Raw genomic sequence first — 22,572 nt, forward strand, 5'->3', positions numbered from 1 at the left:
GGAGACCCGATGACCTTCCTCGACTACGCGGCCGCGCCAGAGTCGCGCTCGATCCTGAGCCTCAAGCCATCGTACGGTCTCTTCATCGACGGAGAGTTCGTCGACGGTCACGGCGACGGCTTCCACACCATCTCCCCGGCGAGCGAGGAGACGCTCGCAGAGATCTCGACAGCTGACGAGCGGGATGTCGACATCGCAGTCCAGGCAGCGCGTCGGGCCTATGACAAGGTCTGGTCCCGCATGAGCGGGTCCGACCGCGGCAAGTACCTCTTCCGCATCGCCAGGATCGTGCAGGAGCGTGCTCGCGAGCTGGCCGTCGCCGAGAGCCTCGATAACGGCAAGCCGATCAAGGAGAGCCGCGACGTCGACGTGCCACTCGTCGCCGCCTGGTTCTTCTACTACGCCGGGTGGGCCGACAAGCTCGACTACGCGGGCCTGGGTCCGTCTCCGCGAGCGCTCGGAGTGGCCGGGCAGGTCATCCCGTGGAACTTCCCGCTGCTCATGCTCGCGTGGAAGATCGCGCCGGCGCTCGCCGCAGGCAACACCGTCGTGCTGAAGCCGGCGGAGACGACGCCGCTGACCGCGCTGCTCTTCGCGGAGATCGTTCAGCAGGCCGGGCTACCCGCAGGCGTCGTGAACATCGTCACGGGTGCAGGAGAGACCGGCAGGATGCTCGTGAATCACCCCGGCATCGACAAGGTCGCCTTCACAGGGTCGACGGCGGTAGGTCGCGAGATCGCCCGCTCCATCGCGGGGACGGGCAAGAAGGTCACCCTCGAGCTGGGCGGCAAGGCGGCGAACATCGTCTTCGACGACGCCCCGATCGACCAGGCGGTCGAGGGGATCGTGAACGGCATCTTCTTCAACCAGGGCCACGTCTGCTGCGCGGGCAGCAGGCTGCTCGTGCAGGAGAACGTGCACGACGAGGTCGTCGACCGGCTCAAGTCGAGGCTCTCCACGCTGCGCATGGGCGACCCGCTGGACAAGAACACCGACCTCGGCGCCATCAACTCCGCCGAGCAGCTGCAGCGCATCCGTGAGCTCAGCGACATCGGCGAGGCGGAGGGTGCGGACCGGTGGACCGCCGACTGCGCCATCCCCGACCAGGGATTCTGGTTCGCCCCCACGGTGTTCGACAACGTGTCGACGTCGAGCCGCATCGCCAGGGAGGAGATCTTCGGACCTGTCCTCTCGGTGCTGACCTTCCGCACCCCTTCAGAGGCGATCGCCAAGGCGAACAACACCCCGTACGGCCTCTCTGCAGGCATCTGGACCGACAAGGGGAGCCGCATGCTGGCCGTCGCCGACAAGCTGCGCGCAGGTGTGATCTGGGCGAACACATTCAACAGGTTCGACCCGGCCTCCCCGTTCGGCGGTTACAAGGAATCCGGCTACGGCCGTGAGGGCGGCAGGCACGGCCTTGCGGCATACCTGGCCTCGCCGTCGGCGAAGCCGATTCTGAGGTCGGCGGACACGCAGGATGCCGTCACCTCTGCCGAGACTGCGAAGCCGGCCGGGACGGCGGCCAAGTCCGACCCGAAGACGACCCGCGCGAAGAAGGGAGCAGCCAAGTGACAAGGCTCGTCGTGCCCAAGACGTACAAGCTGTTCATCGGCGGCGCCTTCCCGCGCAGTGAGTCCGGCCGCACCTACGAGGTGCTCGCCTCGGACGGCACGTTTCTCGCCAACGCGGCGAAGGCATCCCGCAAAGACGCACGGGACGCGGTGGTCGCCGCCCGCAAGGCCGTCTCCGGATGGTCCGGCGCGACCGCGTACAACCGCGGACAGGTGCTCTACCGGGTCGCCGAGATCCTCGAGGGCAGGCGCGCGCAGTTCGTCGACGAGGTGCAGGCATCGGAGGGACTGAGCAGAAGGGATGCCGAGGCTCAGGTCGACGAGGCCATCGACACCTGGGTCTGGTACGCAGGGTGGGCGGACAAGTACGCGCAGACCGCAGGCAACGCCAACCCGGTCGCCGGCCCGTTCTTCAACCTCTCCGTCCCCGAGCCCACCGGTGTCGTCGCGGTGATCGCCCCGCAGGGCGGTCTGTCGCTCCTCGGGTTCGTTGCCGCGATCGCGCCCGCGCTCGTCACGGGGAACACGGTCGTGGCGATCGCCGACGAAGGGCATCCGCTGTCGGCGATCTCGCTTGCCGAAGTCCTCGCGACGAGCGACCTGCCTGCCGGCGTGGTCAACGTGCTCACCGGGTCTGCCGGGGAGATCGCCCCATGGCTGGCATCCCACGCCGACGTCAACGCGCTCGATCTGACCGGTGCTGCCGAGCTCGACTGGGTCGACCTGCAGATCGCCGCTGCAGACACGCTCAAGCGGGTGCTGCCGCCGGAGGGCGGGGAGATCAGCGTGCGTTCCCTCGAGCGCATCACCGCGTTCACCGAGACCAAGACCGTCTGGCACACCAAGAGCGTGCTCTAAGCCCTGCGTGCTGCGCGCGGACCCACGCACGACCGTATGGATCGTGTCAAGGTGTGGCGTGTTCCTGCCATCGAGGGCGAAGATGGTTGAGGGGCGGAAGGAGCGACATGTCAGACGAGGTGTCGACCGTCTTCGTGGGCGACAGCATCACCGCCGGCGGGCGTTGGGATGAGTGGTTCCCCGGTGAAGGCGTGCACAACCTCGGCGTCGGAGGCGACACGACCGACGCCGTGATCGCACGCCTCGACGACATCGTCGCCCTGCGGCCAGACACCGTCGTGCTGCTGATCGGAACGAACGACCTCGCGTGGCGTCGGTCAGCCGAGCACATCGTGCGCAACATCGAAACGATCCTCGTCACCCTGCGCAGGGAGCTTCCCGACAGCCAGCTGCTCGTGCAGTCCGTCATGCCGCGCGAGACCGCCCACGCCGACACGATCAAAGACGTCAACCGGCACCTCTGGCAGTTCGCCTCGACAGTGCGGGCGCAGTACCTCGACCTGTGGCCGGCGCTCGCGACGAGCGACGACTGCATCGATCCGCAGTACTCGGACGACTCGTTGCACCTGAACGAGAAGGGCTACGAAGTCTGGGTCTCCGAACTGCGCGGCGCCCTCGAGACGCTGCACGATCTGCCGCCGACGAGCAGGCCGATCCTGCTCCCGCGTGAACATCTGCGTCACCGCCACTGACGCCTGTCTCGAGCCGCAGAGGTCAGGATGCGCCGAGCGCCGCGTCGAACTCTTCGAGGGCGCTCTCTGAGAACAGCACGAACCGCACGAGTTCGAGCCCCTGGATGCCTCCGACCTCGTTCACCACGGTCGAGACGGCGACCCGAGCTGCGTCATCCATCGGCCAGCCGTACACGCCCGCCGACACGGCGGGAAAGGCGACGGATGCCGCACCCAACTCGTCCGCGACCTGCAGCGATCGCGTGTAGCAGCTCACCAGCAGCCGTCCTCGATCTTCGGATGCGGTCCACACCGGTCCCACCGTGTGGATGACGTAGTGCGCCGGAAGCTCGCCCGCCGTCGTCGCGACGGCGCCACCGGTCGGCAGGCCGTCGGGCAGTACCGTCTCGCGGAGCCGCCTGCACGCGGCGAGGATCGCCGGTCCGCCTGCGCGGTGGATCGCGCCGTCCACACCTCCGCCGCCGAGCAGGGACGAGTTCGCGGCATTGACGACGGCGTCGACGTGCTCACGGGTGATGTCGCCGAGCACGGTCTCGACGCGTACGCCCCCGACATCCCTCGTCGTCACGTCAGCTTCTGTTGTTGGAGAGCTCGAACACCCTGAGAAGCTCGTCGACGGCACGCTCCCGCTCGTCGCCGCCCGCCTCGAACTGATCGGCGACGTGGGTGCGGAGGTGATTCTCGACCAGCAGCTTGTTCAGCGAGCCGAGCGACTTCTGAATCGCGAGGGACTGCGTGAGGATGTCGACGCAGTAGTCCTCGTTCTCGATCATCTTCTCCAGCCCGCGCAGCTGGCCTTCGAGGATGCGCGCTCGATGCATGGCGCGCTTCTTGATGTCGGCGATCACGCTCTCAGGGTAGGCCAGAAGCACCGGGCGGCGGCATGACGGAGTCCGCTTGGCCCCCCGAAAAGGCTGTGCCTTGTCGGGGGCGCTCCCGAAAGGGGGACTGCCCGACGCGCGATGATTTCTTTAAAATCGCTCCAGCTATCTGACCCGTTGCGGTGCCCGACCGTAACCCGAAGGGGGTGCCAGATGCTTAAAAACCTCTCGCCCATTTTGTCTGGAGCACTGCTCCGTGCACTCGATGAGACTCCGAGCGGGGCCTGGATCGCCATCGCGAGCCGAGCCCATCACGACGTGGAAGGGATCGACGCACCCGAGTCGACCGTTGAAGACGTCGTCGCTGCGCTGCTCGCGGTCACTCCGCTCGAGACCGACGCACCCATTGTCACCGAAGGGGAGGGTGAGCAGAGTGACACGGTCTTCGCCGTCGCCGGATTGGCGGCGGATGCCGAAGGCCGACGCTTCAAGCTGCTCGCCGTGTCGGAACTCGCGTTCAGCGCTTTGCTGAAGGAGAGCCACGTCGTGATCGTCGTCGACGACCCGATGCCTGCCGGCTTCCTGCTCTGCAAGGGTTGTTGCTGACCTCGAGCACGCACGCGGTCCGAATCCTCGGATCGAGCTGCCGCCGGGTGTGAGCACGGCGGTCGACGGCACGTAGACTCGACACCGCCATGCCCGAACAGAGATCAGAACCCGCCTTCGCGCGCCTCGCGCTCGCACCCGGCCTGCTCGGGGCGATCGTGCTGATCGCCACGCTTCCGCTGATCGGGAACGACGACTGGTACATCTGGGTGCGCTACGCGGTGGCGATCCTCGCGCTGATCATCTGCGTCTTCGCGGTGCAGGGCAAGTCGCTGTGGTGGCTGATCGGCCTGGTTCCGATCGCCGTCGTGTTCAATCCGGTGTGGCCCTTGCCGATCCCCGACATCTGGCTGAGCGTCGCGCACATCGCCGGCGCCGTGATCTTCATCGCCGCCGGCGTCTCGATCAAGGTTCCGACCGGCGACCGCGACAAAGGACCGGCCGGGCGCTACGACGGCAAGGCGCGCAAGCGACCGTAAGGGGTCCTAGCACGCGGGTGACCGCGTAAAGGGGTTCGTCGCGAGTCGGGGTGACGCAAAGCATCCGCGTGCCGTAAAATAACTGTTCGTCGGGGTCCGGGCTTCTGCCGGACACGTCTCGTCGACTGCATCGCAGAAGACAATCGGGTTTCACCCGAAGGCCCGCACCGGTCTCGTGCTGAGAAGCACCTCGTGGTGCGGACGGACGCGTTCACGGCCCCGGCAGACACAGGAGAGGCCTGCCGAATTCGGGCTTCACGCACAGGAGGATCATGCCGCACACCGGCGATCGCACCGCCCAGACAGCTCGCCGCTCCGGGCCCCGTCACTCGAACAACGACGGCCTCATCCCCGTGCTCGCGCGTCGGGTGCGCGAGGTCGAGGCGAAGGCCCAGGCCGGTAAGAAGCTCGGCCCGACCAACCGCACCAAGTTCCAGGTGATAGCGCTGCTGATGCGCGAGGAGCGCGCGAGGGCGAAGTCCGACCCGTCGCTGAGCGACGCCGCGCGCGCAGAGCAGTTGAAGCGGCTCGACGGCATCGCCACGATCCTGGCCAAGACGGCAGCACGCGACACGTCTCTCATCGCCGTGCTGGAATCCACCGCTCCTCCGAGCCCCGCGGCGCAGAAGATGCGCAGGGACTGGCTGCTGGAGTCGGGCGCCGAGCTCGAGCCCGACGACCTGATCATCACGACCGAGGCGCCCAAGCCCAAGCAGGACGCCCTGCTCTCGCCGGAGCTCGCGCAGAAGCAGGTCGTGCCGCAGTCGGTGCGCGCACGGCAGCTGTCCAACCCCTTCCTCGCCCCCGACTTCGCGCTCGCAGCCCAGACTGCGGTCGCGCCACGCCGCAGGCTCGACTCGTGGGAGCTGCTCGGTCCGCTCTTCAAGTCGTTCGAGTACGGCTCAGGCGGCCGCGCAGCCAGCATGGAGCTGCCGTCGGCCCCGAAGATCGACAGATATTCCCCGTCGGGCATGGAGCTCATGAAGCACCAGGCACGGTTCGTCGAGGCCGTGCGACAGGGGCATCGCGAATTCCTGCTCGCGGATGAGCCGGGACTCGGAAAGACAGCGCAGTCGGTTCTCGCGGCGTCGGTCGCAGGCGCCTACCCACTGCTCGCCGTCGTGCCGAACGTGGTGAAGATGAACTGGGCTCGCGAGGTGGCGCTGTGGACGCCGCATCGCAGAGCGACGGTCATCCACGGAGACGGTGAGGGCCTCGACGCCTTCGCCGACGTGGTCATCGTCAACTACGAGGTGCTCGACCGGCACCTGTCCTGGCTTTCGGAGCTCGGCTTCCGCGGCATGGTCGTCGACGAGGCGCACTTCATCAAGAACCTGCACTCCCAGCGATCGCGTTACGTGCTCGGTCTCGCCGACGCCATCCGCCGCTCCGTCGCCGACCCGCTGATGATCGCCCTGACCGGAACGCCGCTGATCAACGACATCGACGACTTCCGTGCCATCTGGCAGTTCCTCGGCTGGATCGACGGCACGAAGCCGACGGCCGACCTCATGGAGAAGCTCGACGAGTCGGGATTGACGCCCGCCGACCTCGGTTTCTACACCGCGGCCAGGGAGGCCGTGATCGACATGGGCATCGTTCGCCGCAAGAAGATCGACGTCGCGGCCGACCTCCCGTCCCGCCGAGTGGTCGACCTTCCCGTCGAGCTCGACGACGAACTCGGCCGCTCGGTCAAGGCCGCCGAGCGCGAGCTCGCCGCCCGCCTCGTGCAGCGCTACCGCCGGGCGGTGTCCGCCGGCGTCGGAGCGTCGTTCGACGGAGACGACGACGAGCGCAGGGAACACCTCATTCGCATGGTCGCTCACGCGGAGCTGGAGGAGTCCAAGGGCCAGAAGACCGGCGAGAACGTCTTCACCATGGTGCGCAAGATCGGTCAGGCGAAGGCCGCGCTCGCCGCGGACTATGCAGCTCAGCTCGCCCGCTCCGTCGGCAAGGTGGTGTTCTTCGCCAAGCACATCGATGTCATGGACCAGGCGGAGGAAGCCTTCGCCTCACGGGAACTGCGCACCGTCTCGATCCGCGGCGACCAGACCGCTCTCGCCCGTCAGCGCGAGATCGATGCGTTCAACAACGACCCGGGCGTCTCGGTCGCGGTGTGTTCGCTGACCGCGGCCGGCGTCGGGCTGAACCTGCAGGTGGCATCCAACGTCGTGCTCGCCGAGCTCAGCTGGACCGCGGCGGAGCAGACACAGGCGATCGACCGTGTGCACCGCATCGGTCAGGAGGAGCCGGTCACCGCGTGGCGCATCATCGCCGCGCAGACCATCGACGCCAAGATCGCCGAGCTCATCGACTCGAAGCAGTCGCTGGCGCTGCGCGCACTCGACGGCATGGATGTCGAGCCGGGGTCCGCTGACTCGGTGCAGCTCGACGCCCTGATCTCGCTGCTCCGCGACGCCCTCTAACCTGACCGCTGGCCCCGGAGCAAGCGGCGCAGCCGCGCGTGTCTCGAGTTCGCCTTCGGCGTGCTCCTCAACCGACGGTGAGGGCCTGACTCAGGCGTCGTCTTCGTCCGGCTCGTCGTCGAATACGACGATGCGCTCGTCATCGGGGAACCCGTCGTCGAGATCCTCGTCGATGGGGCGCTCGTCCTCGTCGGCGAGGACGTCGTCATCGTCGAGCTCCGGCTCGTAGTCGCCCTCCTGGGCGGCTTCGAACTCGTCGAAGTCGGGGTCGGTGTCGTCGGACCGGGGCTGGCTGTTCTCGGTCATGTCGCCAGATTACTCGCGGTCATCACCCGTGGCGAGGGTCGGCCGGTGTCATGCCGTCGACCGACCGGTAACGATCTGACCGTCCTCTGACGGCCTCCGTGCGCACCGCTGCGCAGGCTGCGCAAGACTGGGGGAATGAGTGACCACGCCACGTCCATGATCGAGATCGAGCGCAAATACGACGTGAACGATGATGCGGTCACTCCGGCGTTCGTCGGAGTCGGCCCGATCGCGGTCATCGAGATGCCCGAGGTGCGCGAGCTCGACGCGGTCTATTACGACACGGCGGACTTCGCTCTCGCCGGGGCGCACGTGGCGCTTCGCAGGCGAGAGGGGGGCCCCGACGAGGGTTGGCACATCAAGCGCGATGTCGAGGAGGGCAGGCTGGAGCAGCACTGGGCGCTCGGCACGGGGGCTGACGGCGCGGGAGGGGCATCCGTTCCCGCCGGGGTTCGTGAAGAGGTGCGCGAGATCATCGACGACGCCGAGCTGATCGCGGTGGCGCGCGTGCGGAACACCAGAGTCGTCTCGCGCTTGCTGGACGCGGCAGGCTATCCGATCGCCGAATACTGCGACGACCACGTCACGGGTTCGAACCTCGTCAACGGTGGCTCGGAGACGTGGCGCGAATGGGAGGTCGAGCTCTCCGCCGCCGCGCCGGATTCGCAGCGGGGTCGCGCCGAACTCCTCAGCGCGCTGGAGAGCGTCGTGATCGCCGCCGGCGGTCATCCCGCCGAGATGTCGTCGAAACTGGAGCGCGTGCTGCGAGCCGTCTGAGAGCGTTCACGCATCGTTTTGGAACGCGCTGGCAGGCTCCGGCATGATCGAGTGCGTATACACGAAAGAGGCGCGAATATGAAGATCGGAATCCTCACCTCCGGCGGCGACTGCCCCGGACTGAACGCAGTCATCAGAGGCGCGGTGCTCAAGGGCGATCGCGTGTTCGGCGACGAGTTCGTGGGATTCCGATACGGCTGGCGCGGCGTCGTGAACGCCGACATCGTTCCGCTCGACCGCCACAGCGTGCGCGGCCTCTCCCGGCAGGGCGGCACCATCCTCGGTTCCAGCCGCACCAACCCCTTCGAGGGCGACGGCGGGGGCCCGGAGAACATCCAGCGGATGCTCGATGAGAACGGCATCGACGCCATCATCGCGATCGGCGGCGAGGGAACCCTGACCGCGGCCCGTCGTCTGGTCGACGAGGGCGGCATCAACGTGATCGGTGTGCCGAAGACCATCGACAACGACCTCGCAGCCACCGACTACTCGTTCGGCTTCGACACAGCAGTGGAGATCGCCACCGAGGCGATCGACCGCCTGCGGACGACGGCTGAATCCCATCAGCGCTGCATGATCGTCGAGGTCATGGGGCGCCACGTCGGCTGGATCGCGCTGCACTCCGGCATGGCCGGGGGAGCGCACGCCATCCTCACCCCGGAGCGTCCGCAGTCCATCGAGCAGATCTGCGAGTGGGTCGAGAGCGTGCGCGACCGCGGCCGTGCACCGGTCATCGTCGTGTCGGAGGGCTTCCACCTCGACACGATGGAGGGCGCACACTCCCACAAGGGACTGGACGCCTTCAACCGGCCTCGGCTCGGCGGCATCGGCGAGCTGCTCGCCCCGATGGTGGAAGAGCGCACCGGCATCGAGTCGCGCGCGACGGTGATCGGGCATATCCAGCGTGGAGGGGTGCCGAGCGCATACGACCGCGTGCTCGCGACGCGCCTCGGTATGGCGGCGGTCGACGCCGCACAGACCGAGCAGTGGGGCTCGATGGTCTCGCTCAGGGGAACCGATGTCGAGATCGTCTCGATCGCCGACGCGACGGGCGGGCTCAACACGGTGCCCGACTACCGCTACGACGAGGCTGCACTGCTCTTCGGATGACCGACGACATCTCCTGGCGCCCGGTGGTCGCCGCGCTGGCGAACAACGCGGCGCGCGAGGTGTACTGCCGCCTGCATGCAGGAATGAGGCTGGATGACGCGACGGCGGCCATCCCGAGTGCGAAGCGAGACAGGGTTCTCGACACCCTGCGGAACGCCGGCCTGGTAGACGTCGACGACGCCACCGGAGAGATCACGGCCGCGGCACCCTTCGCGGACATCCTCGCCGCCGACCGGGTGCCTGCGCGCGTCGGCGTAGACCGCTTCCTCACAGACGGTCGCATCGACAGCTACCCGATGACGGCGGTGGAACGTCGTGCGCTCCTGCTGTACGTCGCTGAGCGTGCCTTCCGCCCTGACGAACAGCTCACCGAGGCCCAGGTGAACGAACGGCTGCGCGTCTTCACCGACGATCACGTCACCGCGAGGCGCTACCTGGTGGACTTCGGAATCCTCGAACGCACCAGTTCGGGAACGTCGTACGCGCTGAGCCCTGAGCGCTCCGCGACGCGCTGACGCACCCCTCGGTGAAATACCGAGATCGCCGGGAGTTGGCTATGCTGTTCCCTACGACACAGCCCCCCACACATGGGGGACGGATGCGGGGCTGGCTGGAATCCGACCAGTGGAGCGCCTGTGGGCCGTCATAGCTCGAACGAACCACCACGCGATTGGGACACCGCATCAACGCCGTCCCAGCCGCAGGCGACGCACCAGCCGACCCCCTCCGACCCGTCGTTCGCTGCCCAGCAACAGCAGGCACCCCGTAGGAGACGATCGCGGCTTCCATGGATCATCGCGGGCGGCCTCGTGCTCGTGCTGATCGTCACGGGATGCGTCGCGTGGACCCAGAACGTGTTCAGCCCGCTGCTGCCCGCGGCAGCGTGGGCGCAGAGCTGCCGACCGACCGAGCTGCGCGTCGTCGCCGATCCGTCGATCGCCGCCGCTCTGCGCAAGTCGGCGATGGGGTTCGACGCCACCACTCCGTGCGTGAACACCACCGTGCGAAGCGAGAAGTCCGCAGACACGGCATCGACGCTGGCGACCGGCGGCGATCCGAAGGCGGATGTCTGGATCCCCGACTCCCCGGCGTGGGAGCCGCGCATGCAGGTGCTCTCCTGGTCGCTCATCCGCAAGGCGCCCACCGTGGACTTCGGCCCGTCCGTCGCCTCCAGCCCGCTCGTCTTCGCGACGCCCTCTCAGAACGCCGACGCCCTCGACAGCTCAGACCTGCAGTGGAGCACGATCGCGACGGGGGACACCCCCGCCCTGCTCCCCGAGCCGGCGCAGAACGGATCGAGCCTCGCAGCGCTGGCGGAGATCAAGGCGACGGCCGATCCGAAGGATCCGCTCGCGTTCTCTCGGGACATGATCGAGCTCGGCAAGTCCATTCCCACGACCGTCGGCGACGCGTTCACCGAAGCCGAGAAGGCGAAGTCGCCGACCGTCGTGATCACGACCGAACAGTCCGTCGTTGCGCAGAACGAGCAGTCGCCCGATCGCCAGTTCTTCGCGCTGTACCCGCGCGACGGAACCGTGAGTGTCTCGTATCCCTTCGTGCGTGTAGCGGGGCCGACGACGGGAGATCAGAAGAAGGACGCCCTGATCGCGGCGCTGCAGAAGCAGTTCTCGACCGATTCGCGCACGCTCGCGGCATCCGGGTTCCGTACCGCGAGCGACGTCGGGTTCGCGGCGAAAGGCGTGGTCGCCAACCCGCCGAAGACCCGCGCGGCCCTCGACGGCGGCGCGCAGGTGGGGCTTCTGCAGAGCTGGTCGTCGATCACGGTGCGCTCCCGCGTGCTCGTCGTGGTGGACACGTCGGGCTCCATGTCGGATGACGCGGGAGGCGAAAGTCGCATCGCGGTGTTCCAGAACGCCGCGAAGGGCATGCTTCAGTTGCTTCCGCCTCAGACCGAGCTCGGGGTGTGGACATTCTCGACCGATCAGGACGGCAGTCAGCCCTGGGCGCAGCGCTCACCGATCGCGCCCCTCGACGATCCGGCGCATGCCGCTCAGGTCTCCGGCGTGTTCGGCTCGATGGCGAGCCTGGTCGACGGGGACACCGGTCTCTACGACACGGTGCTCGCCGCCGAGCAGACTGTGCGTTCCGGCTACGACCCGCACATGATCAACTACGTGATCGTCATCACCGACGGCAAGAACGACAACCCGGCCGGCGGCCTCCAGCTGCCCGATCTGCTCGCCAAGCTGAAGGCTCAGAACAACTCTGCAAAGCCTGTTCCGGTGATCATGGTCGGCATGGGGCCGGACACCGACGTCTCCGCGATGTCTCAGATCGCAGGCGCCACGGTCGGCGCCGTTTACACCGCCGAGCAGCCGCAAGACCTCAGCAACGTGCTGGTCAGCGCGCTCGCCGACCGCACCTGCCGGCCCTACTGCTCCTGACCGCTCAGTTCCTGCTCACGCGAGGGTGAGCACGTCGAGCAGCCACGCCAGCTCGAAGGCGCGCTCCCGCCAGGCGTTGTATCGGCCGCTGACGCCGCCATGGCCGGCGGACATCTCGGTCTTCAGCAGCACGGGAGCCCCGACCTCGCGCAGCCGCGCGACCCACTTCGCCGGCTCGACGTAGAGCACCCGCGTGTCGTTCAGGCTCGTGACCGCGAGAATGCGCGGGTAGACGACATCCGCCCGCACGTTCTCATACGGGGTGTACGACTTCATGTACGCGTACACCTCCGGGTCGTGCAACGGGTCGCCCCACTCGTCCCACTCGATGACCGTCAGCGGCAGGTCGGGGTCGAGGATGCTCGTGAGCGCGTCGACGAATGGAACGTCGGCCAGGATGCCGGCGAAGAGCTCCGGCGCCAGGTTGGCCACTGCGCCCATCAGCAGCCCGCCGGCGCTTCCGCCCTCGGCGACCAGCCGGTCGGGGGCGGTCCATCCGGTGTCGACGAGGTGATGGGCGCAGGCGACGAAGTCGGTGAACGTGTTGCGCTTGCTCGTGCGTTTGCCGTCTTCGTACCAGTGCCTGCCGAGTTCCCCGCCGCCCCGCACGTGTGCGATGGCGAAGACGACGCCCCGGTCGAGCAACGACAGTCGAGCGACCGACATCGCAGGGTCGATGCTGTGTTCGTAGGAGCCGTATCCGTACAGTTCCAGCGGCGCGGGTGTTCCCGGCGTGACGAGGTCGCGGCGGAAGACCAGCGAGATAGGGACCCGAGTGCCGTCATCCGCGACCGCCCACTCACGGCGCTGCTCGTAGAGATCGGGATCGTATCCGCCGAGCACAGGCTGACGCTTCAGCAGACGCAGTTCGCCCGCGCGGTCCTCGTGCGGGGGCACCCAGTCGTACACGGTCGACGGCGTCACCAGCGAGCCGTACCCGAGGCGAACCGTCGGCTGGTCCCACTCGGGGTTGCCCGCGGTGCCGACGGTGAAAAGCGGCTCGTCGAACTCGAGCTCCGCGAGCTCGCCGAACCCGGCACCCGTGAGTGGCAGCACGGCCACGCGGGAAAGGGCGTCTCGTCTGTATGCGACGACGGCTCGGGCGGCGAACGCGTCGACGGACTCGAGCCGAACCCCCTGGCGGTGGGGGAGGATGACGCGCCTTTCGCCCTGCGGATCGCCCGCCGCGACATCCACCAGCTCGAAGTCCTCTGCCCCGTCGTTGTGCACGATCAGCAGGCGGTCCTCACCGGCGACGACGGCGTGCTCAACCTCGTACTCGACACCCTCGCGCCGCGGCCACACGGTCGACGGAACGGCAGTGGGGTCGGAGGAGGGGATGAGCCGCGACTCGCTCGTGATCGACGACCCGATGCCGATCTCGATGTACGCGCGACTGCGCGTGACGCCGACGCCGACCCAGTACCGCTCGTCGTCCTCGTGGTGCACGACGACGTCGTCCGAGTGCGCCGTGCCGAGCTCGTGACGCCAGATCGTGTCCGGTCGCCACGAGTCGTCGACGGTGGCGTAGAACGCATGCCTTCCGTCGGGGGAGAGCACGGCGCCCGCCGACGTGTCGGGAACCTCGTCGGCCAGGTCGTCGCCCGTTGCGAGGTCTCGAACCCGTAGTGTGTACCGCTCGTCGCCGACCGTGTCGATCGCGTACAGGAGGCGCGCGCCGTCCGTGCTCACGTCGAACGTGCCGAGGCGGTAGAACTCGTGGCCCTCCGCTTCGACATTGGAGTCGAACAGCACCTGCTCGCCGTGCAGCGCAGGCGTTCCGGGCTCCACCTCCGCGACGGTAGGGGGAGTCCAGTCGTCGTCGGCCGCGATCGGGGCGCGACACTGCACGCCGTACTGCAGACCCTCGAACGAGCGCGAGTAGTACCACCAGTGGCCTTCGCGCACCGGAACGGAGAGATCCGTCTCCTTGGTGCGCGACCGGATCTCTTCGAAGATGCGGTCGCGCAGTGGCTTGAGCGCGGCTGTGCTGGCGTCGGTGAAGGCGTTCTCGGCCTCGAGGTGCGCGATCACCTCGGCGTCATCCTTGTCGCGCAGCCACTCGTAGGGATCCTCGACCGAGTCGCCGTGATGCGTGCGCGTGAACGGCACCTTCTTCGCGACGGGTGGCGTCGCGCCGGTGGCGATTCCGTTCGTGGCGACCGATGGAGCGGGAGCTGCTGGGTCTGGCATGCGACAACGCTATCGGCCGTGTCTCTGGCGTACCGACCGGACCGATGAGCGGACGAGCCATCCCACGACGGTGGGTGCAGTGCCAGGCTGGATGTCGTGCGACCCCTGCGTCATCCGGCCGCACCCACACCATGAGGAGACGTGCATGATCAGAGCGGTGCGATACGAGCGCTTCGGAGGCCCGGAGGTGCTCGACGTCGTGGAGGTCGAGCCGCCGCGTCCCGGACCGGGGGAGGTGCGGGTCGACGTGGTCGTCGCAGGGTTGAACCCCGCGGACTACAAGATCTTCGACGGCTCCGGTGCCGACCGTCACGGCGTCTGGCCGCCGGCAGGCGTCGGGCACGACTTCGCCGGGGTGATCGACGAAGTGGGTGAGAACGTCACACGGTTCGCGGTCGGCGATCAGGTGTACGGCGGCAAGCGGGCTGAGGCGATGGCCGACTATGTGATCATCCACGAGGACGATCTGCTCATCCGCCGCCCCGATGGGTTGGCGATCGAAGTGGCCGGCGCGCTGGCGATCGCTGGGCGCACCGCTTGCGCAGGTGTCGATCGGCTCGATGTGACCGCTGAGGATACCGTGCTCGTCGGCGGTGCTGCAGGGGGAGTCGGTGTCATCGCCGCACAGCTGGCGCTGCTGCGCGGAGCCGTGGTGATCGGCACGGCGAGCGAGAAGAACCACGACTTCCTGCGCGAACTGGGCGTCATCCCGATCACCTACGGTGACGGTCTCGTCGACAGGATCAGGGATGCCTCACCGGACGGCGTCACCGCGGCTTTCGACACTCACGGTGGCACAGAGACGATCGACGCCGCCCTCGAGTTCGGGGTGGACATCGAACGGGTCAACACGATCGCGGCACGCGGACACAGGGAGGCGCAGGGTGCAGGCAGCGTCGACGCGTCTCGTGAGGATCTCGCTCGCCTCGGCGAGCTCATCGCGGCGGGCGAAGTGGTGATCCCCATCGACTGCGTGTATCCGATCGAGCGCGTCGCCGAGGCGTACGAGTTCCTGATGGCTGGCCACCTGCGAGGGAAGGTGATCGTCGTCACGCGGTGACCCGCGCACTCGGCGCCTGCTGAATCGGCACCGCTGAATCGGCCCGGGGCCCCGGCTTTGTAGCCTTGAGGGATGACCGACATCCCCCAGCTCACCCTAAAGGACGACACCAGCATTCCGGCGATCGGCTTCGGCACCTATCCGCTTCGCGGTGACGAGGGCGAACGCGCGATCATCGACGCGATCCACGCCGGCTACCGTCTGATCGACACCGCCGTGAACTACCGCAACGAGGACGCCGTCGGGCGAGCACTGCGGGCGTCGGGAGTCGATCGCAGCGAGCTGATCGTGCAGACGAAGGTGCCAGGGCGTCACCACGGTTACGACGAAACGCTGGCATCGTTCGAGGAGTCGCGTCGCGCTCTCGGTGTGGATGTCATCGACGTGTATCTCATCCACTGGCCGAACCCTGGCGTCGACAAGTACGTCGACGCCTACCGGGCGATGATCGACCTCCGCGATCGTGGACTGGTGCGCACGATCGGCGTCTCGAACTTCACCGAGGAGTTCCTGACCAGGCTGCAGCGCGAGACGGGTGAGCTCCCCGCCGTGAACCAGGTCGAGCTGCACCCGTACTTCCCGCAGGTGGCGCTGCGAGCGTTCCACAGGGAGCACGGTATCGTCACCGAGGCCTGGAGTCCGCTCGGCAAGCATTCTCCTGTGCGGTCGGAGCCGGCGATCAGGGATGCCGCTGTCGCTCACGGCGTCACACCCGTGCAGGTCGTGCTGAGATGGCACGTGCAGCTCGGCTCCGTTCCACTGCCGAAGTCGAGCACCGCGGGGCGTCAGCGGGAGAACCTCGACATCTTCGGCTTCGAGCTGAGCGACGACGAGGTGGCGGCCATCACCGCGCTCGGCCGTGACGACGGTCGCCTGTTCGGCGGCGACCCGAACCACCACGAAGAGCAGTGAGAATCGCGCAATCGTGACCATGGACGCCGAGCAGCCGAACGAAGAACTCGCCGACGGGCACGACGCCCTCGAGGATGTCACCGGTGTCGCCGCACAGTTCGACGAGCGTGCGACCCAGTACGACGACTCGCGGATGCACAGGGAGCTCGCCGCTCGGGTGGCATCGTTCGTGCAACTCGACGGGGTCGGCCGCGTGCTCGACGTCGCGACGGGCACCGGGCTGGTGCTGCGCGCGCTTCCGCCGTCGGATGAGCGTTCTCTCCTCGGAGCGGACATCTCCGCCGGGATGCTCGCGGTTGCGCGTCGGGAGACGCCGGGTGCGGAGTTCGTGCTGGTCGACGCTGAGCCGCCGCTCCCGTTCGCGGACGGCTCGTTCGACCTGATCACGTGCGCGACGGGGCTGCACCTGATGCCGAGTCCGTCGGCGGCGCTGCGCGACTGGCGCAGGCTGCTGGCCCCGAACGGCCGCATCGTCATCGCCACCTTCAGCACGACCGACCAGAATCCGGGCCACGGTCACAACCCGCGGCGCCTTTCCCTGATCGGCACGCCGGAGGCGATGGCGGCCATGGCAACGCAGGCCGGTCTCACCGTCGTTCGCTCCGAGCTCTGGACCTACGCCGAACCGTTCGACGTCTGTCTGCTCGCCGAACTCGCCCCCGCTCGGACGGCCGAGTAGCACTCGTCCTCGCGATCGCTGACGTTGTCGGGCGCGCGGACCATAATGGCGAGATGATCACGACGGAGCTGGCGCGCGAGTTGCGCGATCACGGCCTGGCTTGGCATCCGGCGTCCGGCGACGTGTTCGTCATCGACTCGGGCGAGTTCGACGGCGAGACGTTCACCGTGAGCGACATGACCATCGAGCCGCACGAGTTCGACACCGGCACGATCTTGGGGTTCAACGGCACGACCGAGTGGGCGCTCGACTCGGTGGCGGTCGAGAACGCCCTGTGGCTGCCCAGGGAGGATCAGCTTCGGGGCCTGCTCGGCGGCACCTTCGTCTCGCTGACCAGGACGGATGGCGGCGGGTTCGTCGTCGAGACGGCGCGTGACGGCCTGAGCGCCCGCTTCGAGGCCTCCGATGCCGAGACGGCATACGCGCGCGCGGTGCTGACGCTCATCGGTCAGGCCACCGCCGACGCGGGCGCCTGACCGGTCATCCCTCGGCGGCCATTCTTCAGCTCACGTGCACGTGAGGGCGTCGCTTCGGGTCGCGCTCCGCCTCGCGCAGCACCTCCCTGGTCACAGGGGCGATCTCGCCGGTTCCGGTGATGAGGAACCGGAACATGTTCGAGATGGGGTTTCCCTCGTTCCAGCCGAAGTAGATCTCGGGCACGACACCCGTCTCGTCGCGGATCTGCAGCAGAACGGCGGCGATGGTGTTCGGCACGTTGCCGCTCCTCACCTGCAGAACGCGATACCCGTGCTTCGCGACACCGGTGATCTCGAGGTCTTCCTCGAAGTCCGACGAGTCGCTCGGCAGCACTTCGAGGAAGATGATCGGGGACCCACGCGGAATGTGCGCGATGCGCCTCTCGTCCTTGCTCTTCTGGGCGTACTCGAACGCCGTGTCCTCGCCCGGCTGGTGAGACACGATGCGCACGGCGCCGAACTCCTCGGCATCCTCCGAGACGAAGCCCGCCGCCGTCAGACCGAGACGCACGGACGTCGCACGCAGCTGGAACGAACGACGCACCCTGGACAGGATCGACACGGCGAGGATGCCCAGGATGAACAGCGCGGCGATCCGCACACCTTCCGGCCGCTCGAAGATGTTCGCGATGGTCGTGTAGAGGAAGACCACGGAGATCACCGTGAAGGCGATGAGCCTGCGATGCTGACGTTTTCGCAGCGCGGACAGCGTCACGGCGACGGATGCCGACGTGATGAGCACCAGCACACCCGTCGCATACGCGCCGCCCTGTGCGTCGACGTTCGCGTCGAACACCAGAGTGATCAGGAAGGCGATCAGCGTGAACACCACGACCAGGGGCCGGATCGCCTTCGCCCACTGCGGGGCCATGCCATAACGCGGCAGGTAGCGGGGCACGAGGTTCAAGAGACCCGCCATCGCCGAAGCGCCTGCGAACCACAGGATCGCGATGGTCGAGATGTCGTAGACGGTTCCGAAACCTTCACCGAGGTACTCGTGGGCGAGGAAGGCGAGAGCGCGTCCGTTCGCCGGACCGCCCGGCTGGAAGTCCTTCTGCGGAATGAGCACCGTTGTCGTGAAGCTCGAGGTGAGAAGGAAGCAGCTCATGATGAGCGCCGCCGTCGTGAGCAGTCGGCCGGCACCGCGGATGCGTCCGGTCGGCTGGTCGGGCGTGTCGCCCTTGGCGCCCTTGATCTGCGGCATCACCGCGACACCCGTCTCGAATCCGGAGAGGCCGAGGGCGAGTTTCGGGAAGACGAGCAGCGAGATCCCCACGATCGCGAGCGGATCGGCATGCACCGTGGTGAGTGCTGTCCACCAGTTCGTCACCACGATCGGGTTCTCGAACACGTGCGCGAACGAGGCGACGACCACGATGACGTTGAGCGCGAGATAGACGCCGACGATCACCGTTGCAATGCCGATCGCCTCCGAAAACCCCATCAGGAAGACCGCGCCGAGCAGCGTGATCAGCAGCAGGGTGAGCGGAACGTTGGAGCCGTGGAGCCATGAGGGGAAGAACGGGTTCTCGATGGCGTGCGCCGTGGCATCCGCTGCCGAGAGGGTGATCGTGATCATGAAGTCGGTGGCCGCGAACCCGAGCAGCACGAGCACCAGCAGCTTGCCGCCCCACCACGGCAGCAGCCGCTCGAGCATGGCGAGCGAGCCCGAGCCGCGGAAGCTCTCCTTCGCGACCCTGCGATACACCGGAAGTGCGCCGGCCACCGTGAGCAGCACGAGCACGATCGTCGCGAACGGGGCGACCAGTCCGGCCGCCAGTGCCGCGATCGCCGGCTGATACCCGAGAGTCGAGAAGTAGTCGAGGCCGGTGAGACACATGACCCGCCACCAGGCGTGGGTCTTCTCGGCCGATTCGGCATGCGGTCCGGTACGGGGTGCAGTCATCCCCTTCAGGAACCAGGTCCTGAATCCGGTCGGAGCCTGCACTTCGTGCGTCACTCGGTCAGACTAAACGCCCGCGGACCCTCGCGGGCGCCAGCGCGAGCACCTGAGTGAACTCGCGTCGAGTTTGACCCGTGCAGACGCGGCATGTGACGATCGTCGTGACCTTAACGCAACGTGTACCGGGAGAGAACACTCGGTGGAGTTCACCCTGATCGTCGCGCTGGTGATACTGCTGGCGCTGTTCTTCGACTTCACCAACGGTTTCCACGACACGGCCAACGCCATGGCGACGCCGATCGCGACGGGGGCCATGCGTCCCAAGGTGGCAGTCGCGCTCGCCGCCGTGCTCAATCTGGTCGGCGCCTTTCTCTCGACCGCCGTCGCCCAGACGATCTCGAGCGGCCTCATCAAAGAGGGTCCGGGCGGTGTTCAGATCACTCCGACCATGATCTTCGCTGGGCTGGTGGGCGCGATCATCTGGAACCTCGTCACCTGGCTTTACGGCCTGCCGTCGAGTTCGAGTCACGCGCTGTTCGGCGGGTTGATCGGTGCGGCGATCGTCGGCGCGGGCTTCGGGTCGGTCGACTACGTCGTGCTGCTCGACAAGGTCATCCTCCCCGCCGTGCTCGCGCCGATCACCGCGGGCTTCGTCGCGTACTGCGCGACCAAGATCGCCTATGTCATCACGCGCAGGTACGACGGCCTGCCCGACGGACGTGCCGGGTTCCGGTTCGCGCAGATCTTCTCGTCGTCGCTCGTCGCGCTCGCGCACGGCACCAATGACGCGCAGAAGACGATGGGCGTGATCACCCTCGTGCTCATCTCGGCCGGCGTGCTCGCCCCTGGATCGAACCCGCCTGCCCTGGTGATCACGGCCTGCGCGCTGGCCATCGCGATCGGAACGTACACCGGTGGATGGCGCATCATCCGCACCCTCGGCAAGGGCCTCACCGAGGTCAAGCCCGCGCAGGGCTTCGCCGCCGAGACGAGCACCGCGGCCACCATCCTGGCCTCGACCCACCTCGGATTCGCGCTGTCGACCACCCAGGTGGCATCCGGATCGGTGATCGGTTCTGGGCTCGGGCGTCGCGGCTCGAGCGTGCGCTGGGGGACGGCCGGACGTATCGGACTCGGCTGGCTGATGACACTTCCCGCCTCGGCGGTGGTCGGCGCGCTCACGTCGTTCATCGCGCTCATCGGCCCTGCCGGGGTGCTCATCGACCTGATGATCGCCATCGGGGTCATCGTGTTCATCTTCGTGATCTCGAAGCGCAACCACGTCAGCGCCCGTAACGCCATCGAGGGCGTCAACGAGGTCGCCGAGTCGGGGCGCGTCGTGAAGATCCGCAAGGTCAAGCCGAAGAGAAGGAGTGCAGCGTGATCGACTGGGTCTCGTTCTTCGTCGTCGCGGCCGTGTCGTTGCTGTCGGCATGCGTCGTCGTCGCGCTCTGCGCCTTCGCTCTGCGGATGCTCTCCACGGCGGGCAAGGCGCCGAACGTCACGCCGGCCGAGTTCGCCGACGCCATCACCGTCGTGTCGCCCGCCGAGGCGGCTGCGGAGGCCAAGCGCATGCGCCGCGCGGCGGAGAGGAACCCGCTGAGCCCCGCCAGAAAGCGGCTCGCCCTGGTCGTCGCCTACGCGTGCTTCGGTCTGTGCGGCCTCGTCGTGCTGTTCGGCATCTACCTGATCATCCCCGCGTTCCACACCTGAGGTGGAGCACCCGCAGGCAGAGCGGTCCCGGCCCTGGCGCCGGTGTGCGGTCGCCTGACAATATCTACTCGATCCTTCTCGTCACGATGGGAGTCCCCATGTCGCAGACCGACACGACGACCGAGGCGCACACCGGCGGCCGCCTCAACACGTTCTTCGAGATCTCGAAGCGCGGCTCGACGTGGTGGCAGGAGGTGCGCGGCGGCCTCGTCACCTTCGTGACGATGGCGTACATCATCGTGCTGAACCCGATCATCCTGTCTGGCAGCCCCGACGTCGACGGGCATCGTCTCGCGTTCTCGGCTGTGGCGGCCGTGACCGCGCTCACCGCCGGCTTCATGACGATCCTGTTCGGCCTGATCGCGCGTCTGCCGTTCGCGTTCGCCGCAGGGCTCGGCATCAACTCCTTCCTCGCGGTGAGCGTCGTCGGCCAGGTGACCTGGCCGGAGGCGATGGGCCTCGTCGTGATCGACGGCATCATCATCGTCATCCTCTCGGCGACCGGGCTGCGGCGGCTCATCTTCGACGCCGTCCCGTACTCGTTGAAGATCGCCATCACCGTCGGTATCGGACTCTTCATCGCCTTCATCGGGCTCGTGGATGCCGGATTCGTCAAGACCACGGGTCTGGCGTCCCCGCCGGTCGGGCTCGGTGACGACGGGTCGATCGCGACAATCCCGACGGTGGTGTTCGTGATCACGTTGCTGCTCACGGGCATCCTGGTCGCTCGCAAGGTCAAGGGGGCCATCCTGATCGGTCTGGCCTCGGGAACCGTGCTCTCGGTCGTCATCGAGGCGATCTGGCACCTCGGTGCAGCAAGCGCGAAGAACCCCGGAGGGTGGAGCCTCACCGTTCCGCAGATCACCAACTGGGTCTCCCTGCCGAACCTGAGCCTCGTAGGGCAGGTCAGCTTCGACTTCAGCAAGCTCGGTGTGCTGACGGCCGTCATGCTGGTCTTCACTCTTGTGTTCAGCAACTTCTTCGACGCCATGGGAACCATGACCGGCCTCTCCAAGGAGGCCGGCTTGGCCAAGGACGACGGAACCTTCCCGCGCCTGCGCAGCGCGCTGATCGTCGAGGGCGTCGGCGCCGTCGCCGGTGGACTCACGTCGAGCTCCTCCAACACCGTCTTCATCGAGTCGGGCGCGGGCATCGGCGAGGGTGCGCGAACCGGCTTCTCCAACGTCGTCACCGGCGTGCTGTTCCTGCTCGCCATGTTCTTCACGCCGATCGCGCAGATCGTGCCGTCTGAGGTGGCGGCGGCCGCCCTGGTGATCGTCGGTGCGCTCATGATGTCGCAGATCAAGAGCATCGACCTCACGGACTTCTCCGTGCTGCTGCCGGTGTTCCTGACCGTCGTGATCATGCCGCTGACCTACTCGATCGCGAACGGAATCGGCGCGGGCTTCATCGCCTGGGTCGTGATCCAGGCGTTCTCGGGCAAGATCCGGTCGATCAGCCCGCTGCTCTGGGTCGTCGCCATCGGCTTCGCCATCTACTTCGCGCGGGGACCCATCGAGGCCTTGTTCGGCCATTGAGCCGTCGTGCGCGGTTCGACCTCCACCCGGTACGACTTGGTCAG

22 protein-coding genes are annotated in these 22,572 nt (G+C 67.4%); 17 read left to right on the forward strand and 5 right to left on the reverse strand.

Annotated elements, in window-relative coordinates; translation table 11 throughout:
- Positions 1 to 9 precede the first annotated feature (9 nt).
- From ACYVDN_RS01870 to ACYVDN_RS01880, 3 genes are all read left to right on the forward strand, one after another.
- A complete protein-coding gene (locus ACYVDN_RS01870; protein ID WP_460567888.1) occupies positions 10 to 1,575 on the forward strand; it encodes an aldehyde dehydrogenase family protein in 1,566 nt (521 codons plus the stop codon).
- Positions 1,572 to 2,432, forward strand: a complete 861-nt coding sequence (locus ACYVDN_RS01875; RefSeq protein WP_460567890.1) for an aldehyde dehydrogenase family protein — start codon at positions 1,572 to 1,574, stop codon at positions 2,430 to 2,432. The genes ACYVDN_RS01870 and ACYVDN_RS01875 overlap by 4 nt, the downstream gene beginning before the upstream one ends.
- Positions 2,433 to 2,539: 107 nt before the next feature.
- A complete protein-coding gene (locus tag ACYVDN_RS01880; protein WP_460567892.1) occupies positions 2,540 to 3,124 on the forward strand; it encodes an SGNH/GDSL hydrolase family protein in 585 nt (194 codons plus the stop codon).
- Positions 3,125 to 3,146: 22 nt separating this feature from the next.
- Here the strand turns inward: ACYVDN_RS01880 and ACYVDN_RS01885 are convergent, their stop codons facing one another.
- Both ACYVDN_RS01885 and ACYVDN_RS01890 read right to left on the reverse strand, forming a co-directional pair.
- Positions 3,147 to 3,692 (reverse strand): macro domain-containing protein, encoded by a 546-nt coding sequence (locus ACYVDN_RS01885; protein ID WP_460567894.1) that lies wholly within the window; start codon positions 3,690 to 3,692, stop codon positions 3,147 to 3,149.
- Between the two features lies 1 nt (position 3,693).
- A complete protein-coding gene (locus tag ACYVDN_RS01890; protein WP_460567896.1) occupies positions 3,694 to 3,972 on the reverse strand; it encodes a metal-sensitive transcriptional regulator in 279 nt (92 codons plus the stop codon).
- Positions 3,973 to 4,158: 186 nt separating this feature from the next.
- Between ACYVDN_RS01890 and ACYVDN_RS01895 the strand changes: the two genes are divergently transcribed.
- The 3 genes from ACYVDN_RS01895 to ACYVDN_RS01905 all read left to right on the forward strand — a co-directional run bounded on the left by ACYVDN_RS01895 (position 4,159) and on the right by ACYVDN_RS01905 (position 7,456).
- Positions 4,159 to 4,551, forward strand: coding sequence for a hypothetical protein (locus ACYVDN_RS01895; protein WP_460567898.1), 393 nt, complete (start codon positions 4,159 to 4,161; stop codon positions 4,549 to 4,551).
- Positions 4,552 to 4,640: 89 nt separating this feature from the next.
- Positions 4,641 to 5,030, forward strand: coding sequence for a DUF6804 family protein (locus tag ACYVDN_RS01900; protein ID WP_460567900.1), 390 nt, complete (start codon positions 4,641 to 4,643; stop codon positions 5,028 to 5,030).
- Between the two features lie 272 nt (positions 5,031 to 5,302).
- On the forward strand, positions 5,303 to 7,456 hold the full coding sequence (locus tag ACYVDN_RS01905) for a DEAD/DEAH box helicase (protein ID WP_460567902.1): 2,154 nt from the start codon (positions 5,303 to 5,305) through the stop codon (positions 7,454 to 7,456).
- A 90-nt stretch (positions 7,457 to 7,546) separates the two neighbouring features.
- On the opposite strand, the gene ACYVDN_RS01910 is transcribed toward ACYVDN_RS01905, so the two are convergent.
- Positions 7,547 to 7,762: a hypothetical protein gene (locus ACYVDN_RS01910; RefSeq protein ID WP_460567904.1), complete on the reverse strand. Its 216-nt coding sequence runs from the start codon at positions 7,760 to 7,762 to the stop codon at positions 7,547 to 7,549.
- A 135-nt stretch (positions 7,763 to 7,897) separates the two neighbouring features.
- Between ACYVDN_RS01910 and ACYVDN_RS01915 the strand changes: the two genes are divergently transcribed.
- The 4 genes from ACYVDN_RS01915 to ACYVDN_RS01930 all read left to right on the forward strand — a co-directional run bounded on the left by ACYVDN_RS01915 (position 7,898) and on the right by ACYVDN_RS01930 (position 12,054).
- Entirely contained in the window at positions 7,898 to 8,539 is a 642-nt protein-coding gene (locus tag ACYVDN_RS01915; protein ID WP_460567906.1) for a CYTH domain-containing protein, read from the forward strand.
- Between the two features lie 78 nt (positions 8,540 to 8,617).
- Positions 8,618 to 9,649: a 6-phosphofructokinase gene (locus tag ACYVDN_RS01920; protein ID WP_460567908.1), complete on the forward strand. Its 1,032-nt coding sequence runs from the start codon at positions 8,618 to 8,620 to the stop codon at positions 9,647 to 9,649.
- On the forward strand, positions 9,646 to 10,164 hold the full coding sequence (locus ACYVDN_RS01925) for a DUF2087 domain-containing protein (protein ID WP_460567910.1): 519 nt from the start codon (positions 9,646 to 9,648) through the stop codon (positions 10,162 to 10,164). Before ACYVDN_RS01920 ends, ACYVDN_RS01925 begins: the two co-directional genes overlap by 4 nt.
- A 120-nt stretch (positions 10,165 to 10,284) precedes the next feature.
- Positions 10,285 to 12,054 carry a VWA domain-containing protein gene (locus ACYVDN_RS01930; protein ID WP_460567912.1) on the forward strand — a complete coding sequence of 590 codons (1,770 nt, stop codon included), beginning with the start codon at positions 10,285 to 10,287 and terminating at the stop codon, positions 12,052 to 12,054.
- A gap of 15 nt (positions 12,055 to 12,069) precedes the next feature.
- Here the strand turns inward: ACYVDN_RS01930 and ACYVDN_RS01935 are convergent, their stop codons facing one another.
- Entirely contained in the window at positions 12,070 to 14,247 is a 2,178-nt protein-coding gene (locus ACYVDN_RS01935) for a S9 family peptidase (RefSeq protein ID WP_460567914.1), read from the reverse strand.
- A 145-nt stretch (positions 14,248 to 14,392) separates the two neighbouring features.
- Between ACYVDN_RS01935 and ACYVDN_RS01940 the strand changes: the two genes are divergently transcribed.
- From ACYVDN_RS01940 to ACYVDN_RS01955, 4 genes are all read left to right on the forward strand, one after another.
- A complete protein-coding gene (locus tag ACYVDN_RS01940) occupies positions 14,393 to 15,307 on the forward strand; it encodes an NADP-dependent oxidoreductase (RefSeq protein ID WP_460567916.1) in 915 nt (304 codons plus the stop codon).
- Between the two features lie 72 nt (positions 15,308 to 15,379).
- A complete protein-coding gene (locus ACYVDN_RS01945; RefSeq protein ID WP_460567918.1) occupies positions 15,380 to 16,219 on the forward strand; it encodes an aldo/keto reductase in 840 nt (279 codons plus the stop codon).
- A gap of 19 nt (positions 16,220 to 16,238) precedes the next feature.
- Positions 16,239 to 16,898, forward strand: a complete 660-nt coding sequence (locus ACYVDN_RS01950) for a class I SAM-dependent methyltransferase (protein ID WP_460572192.1) — start codon at positions 16,239 to 16,241, stop codon at positions 16,896 to 16,898.
- A 53-nt stretch (positions 16,899 to 16,951) separates the two neighbouring features.
- Positions 16,952 to 17,374, forward strand: coding sequence for a hypothetical protein (locus ACYVDN_RS01955; protein ID WP_460567920.1), 423 nt, complete (start codon positions 16,952 to 16,954; stop codon positions 17,372 to 17,374).
- 25 nt (positions 17,375 to 17,399) lie between these two features.
- Here the strand turns inward: ACYVDN_RS01955 and ACYVDN_RS01960 are convergent, their stop codons facing one another.
- Positions 17,400 to 19,280 (reverse strand): APC family permease, encoded by a 1,881-nt coding sequence (locus tag ACYVDN_RS01960; protein WP_460572194.1) that lies wholly within the window; start codon positions 19,278 to 19,280, stop codon positions 17,400 to 17,402.
- Positions 19,281 to 19,476: 196 nt separating this feature from the next.
- On the opposite strand from ACYVDN_RS01960, the gene ACYVDN_RS01965 reads away from it, so the two are divergent.
- From ACYVDN_RS01965 to ACYVDN_RS01975, 3 genes are all read left to right on the forward strand, one after another.
- Positions 19,477 to 20,661, forward strand: a complete 1,185-nt coding sequence (locus ACYVDN_RS01965) for an inorganic phosphate transporter (RefSeq protein WP_460567921.1) — start codon at positions 19,477 to 19,479, stop codon at positions 20,659 to 20,661.
- Positions 20,658 to 20,990, forward strand: coding sequence for a peptidase (locus tag ACYVDN_RS01970; protein WP_460567923.1), 333 nt, complete (start codon positions 20,658 to 20,660; stop codon positions 20,988 to 20,990). The genes ACYVDN_RS01965 and ACYVDN_RS01970 overlap by 4 nt, the downstream gene beginning before the upstream one ends.
- A 98-nt stretch (positions 20,991 to 21,088) precedes the next feature.
- A complete protein-coding gene (locus ACYVDN_RS01975) occupies positions 21,089 to 22,528 on the forward strand; it encodes an NCS2 family permease (RefSeq protein WP_460567925.1) in 1,440 nt (479 codons plus the stop codon).
- Positions 22,529 to 22,572 lie beyond the last annotated feature (44 nt).

This window comes from Humibacter soli (genome assembly GCF_054779035.1).

Coding starts and splice junctions, on each gene's coding strand:
- ACYVDN_RS01880 (WP_460567892.1), top strand. CDS start 2,540: ATGTCAGACGAGGTGTCGACCGTCTTCGTGGGCGACAGCATCACCGCC.
- ACYVDN_RS01895 (WP_460567898.1), top strand. CDS start 4,159: ATGCTTAAAAACCTCTCGCCCATTTTGTCTGGAGCACTGCTCCGTGCA.
- ACYVDN_RS01925 (WP_460567910.1), top strand. CDS start 9,646: ATGACCGACGACATCTCCTGGCGCCCGGTGGTCGCCGCGCTGGCGAAC.
- ACYVDN_RS01950 (WP_460572192.1), top strand. CDS start 16,239: ATGGACGCCGAGCAGCCGAACGAAGAACTCGCCGACGGGCACGACGCC.
- ACYVDN_RS01915 (WP_460567906.1), top strand. CDS start 7,898: ATGAGTGACCACGCCACGTCCATGATCGAGATCGAGCGCAAATACGAC.
- ACYVDN_RS01900 (WP_460567900.1), top strand. CDS start 4,641: ATGCCCGAACAGAGATCAGAACCCGCCTTCGCGCGCCTCGCGCTCGCA.
- ACYVDN_RS01910 (WP_460567904.1), bottom strand. CDS start 7,762: ATGACCGAGAACAGCCAGCCCCGGTCCGACGACACCGACCCCGACTTC.
- ACYVDN_RS01920 (WP_460567908.1), top strand. CDS start 8,618: ATGAAGATCGGAATCCTCACCTCCGGCGGCGACTGCCCCGGACTGAAC.
- ACYVDN_RS01945 (WP_460567918.1), top strand. CDS start 15,380: ATGACCGACATCCCCCAGCTCACCCTAAAGGACGACACCAGCATTCCG.
- ACYVDN_RS01905 (WP_460567902.1), top strand. CDS start 5,303: ATGCCGCACACCGGCGATCGCACCGCCCAGACAGCTCGCCGCTCCGGG.
- ACYVDN_RS01935 (WP_460567914.1), bottom strand. CDS start 14,247: ATGCCAGACCCAGCAGCTCCCGCTCCATCGGTCGCCACGAACGGAATC.
- ACYVDN_RS01975 (WP_460567925.1), top strand. CDS start 21,089: ATGTCGCAGACCGACACGACGACCGAGGCGCACACCGGCGGCCGCCTC.
- ACYVDN_RS01960 (WP_460572194.1), bottom strand. CDS start 19,280: ATGACTGCACCCCGTACCGGACCGCATGCCGAATCGGCCGAGAAGACC.
- ACYVDN_RS01955 (WP_460567920.1), top strand. CDS start 16,952: ATGATCACGACGGAGCTGGCGCGCGAGTTGCGCGATCACGGCCTGGCT.
- ACYVDN_RS01940 (WP_460567916.1), top strand. CDS start 14,393: ATGATCAGAGCGGTGCGATACGAGCGCTTCGGAGGCCCGGAGGTGCTC.
- ACYVDN_RS01870 (WP_460567888.1), top strand. CDS start 10: ATGACCTTCCTCGACTACGCGGCCGCGCCAGAGTCGCGCTCGATCCTG.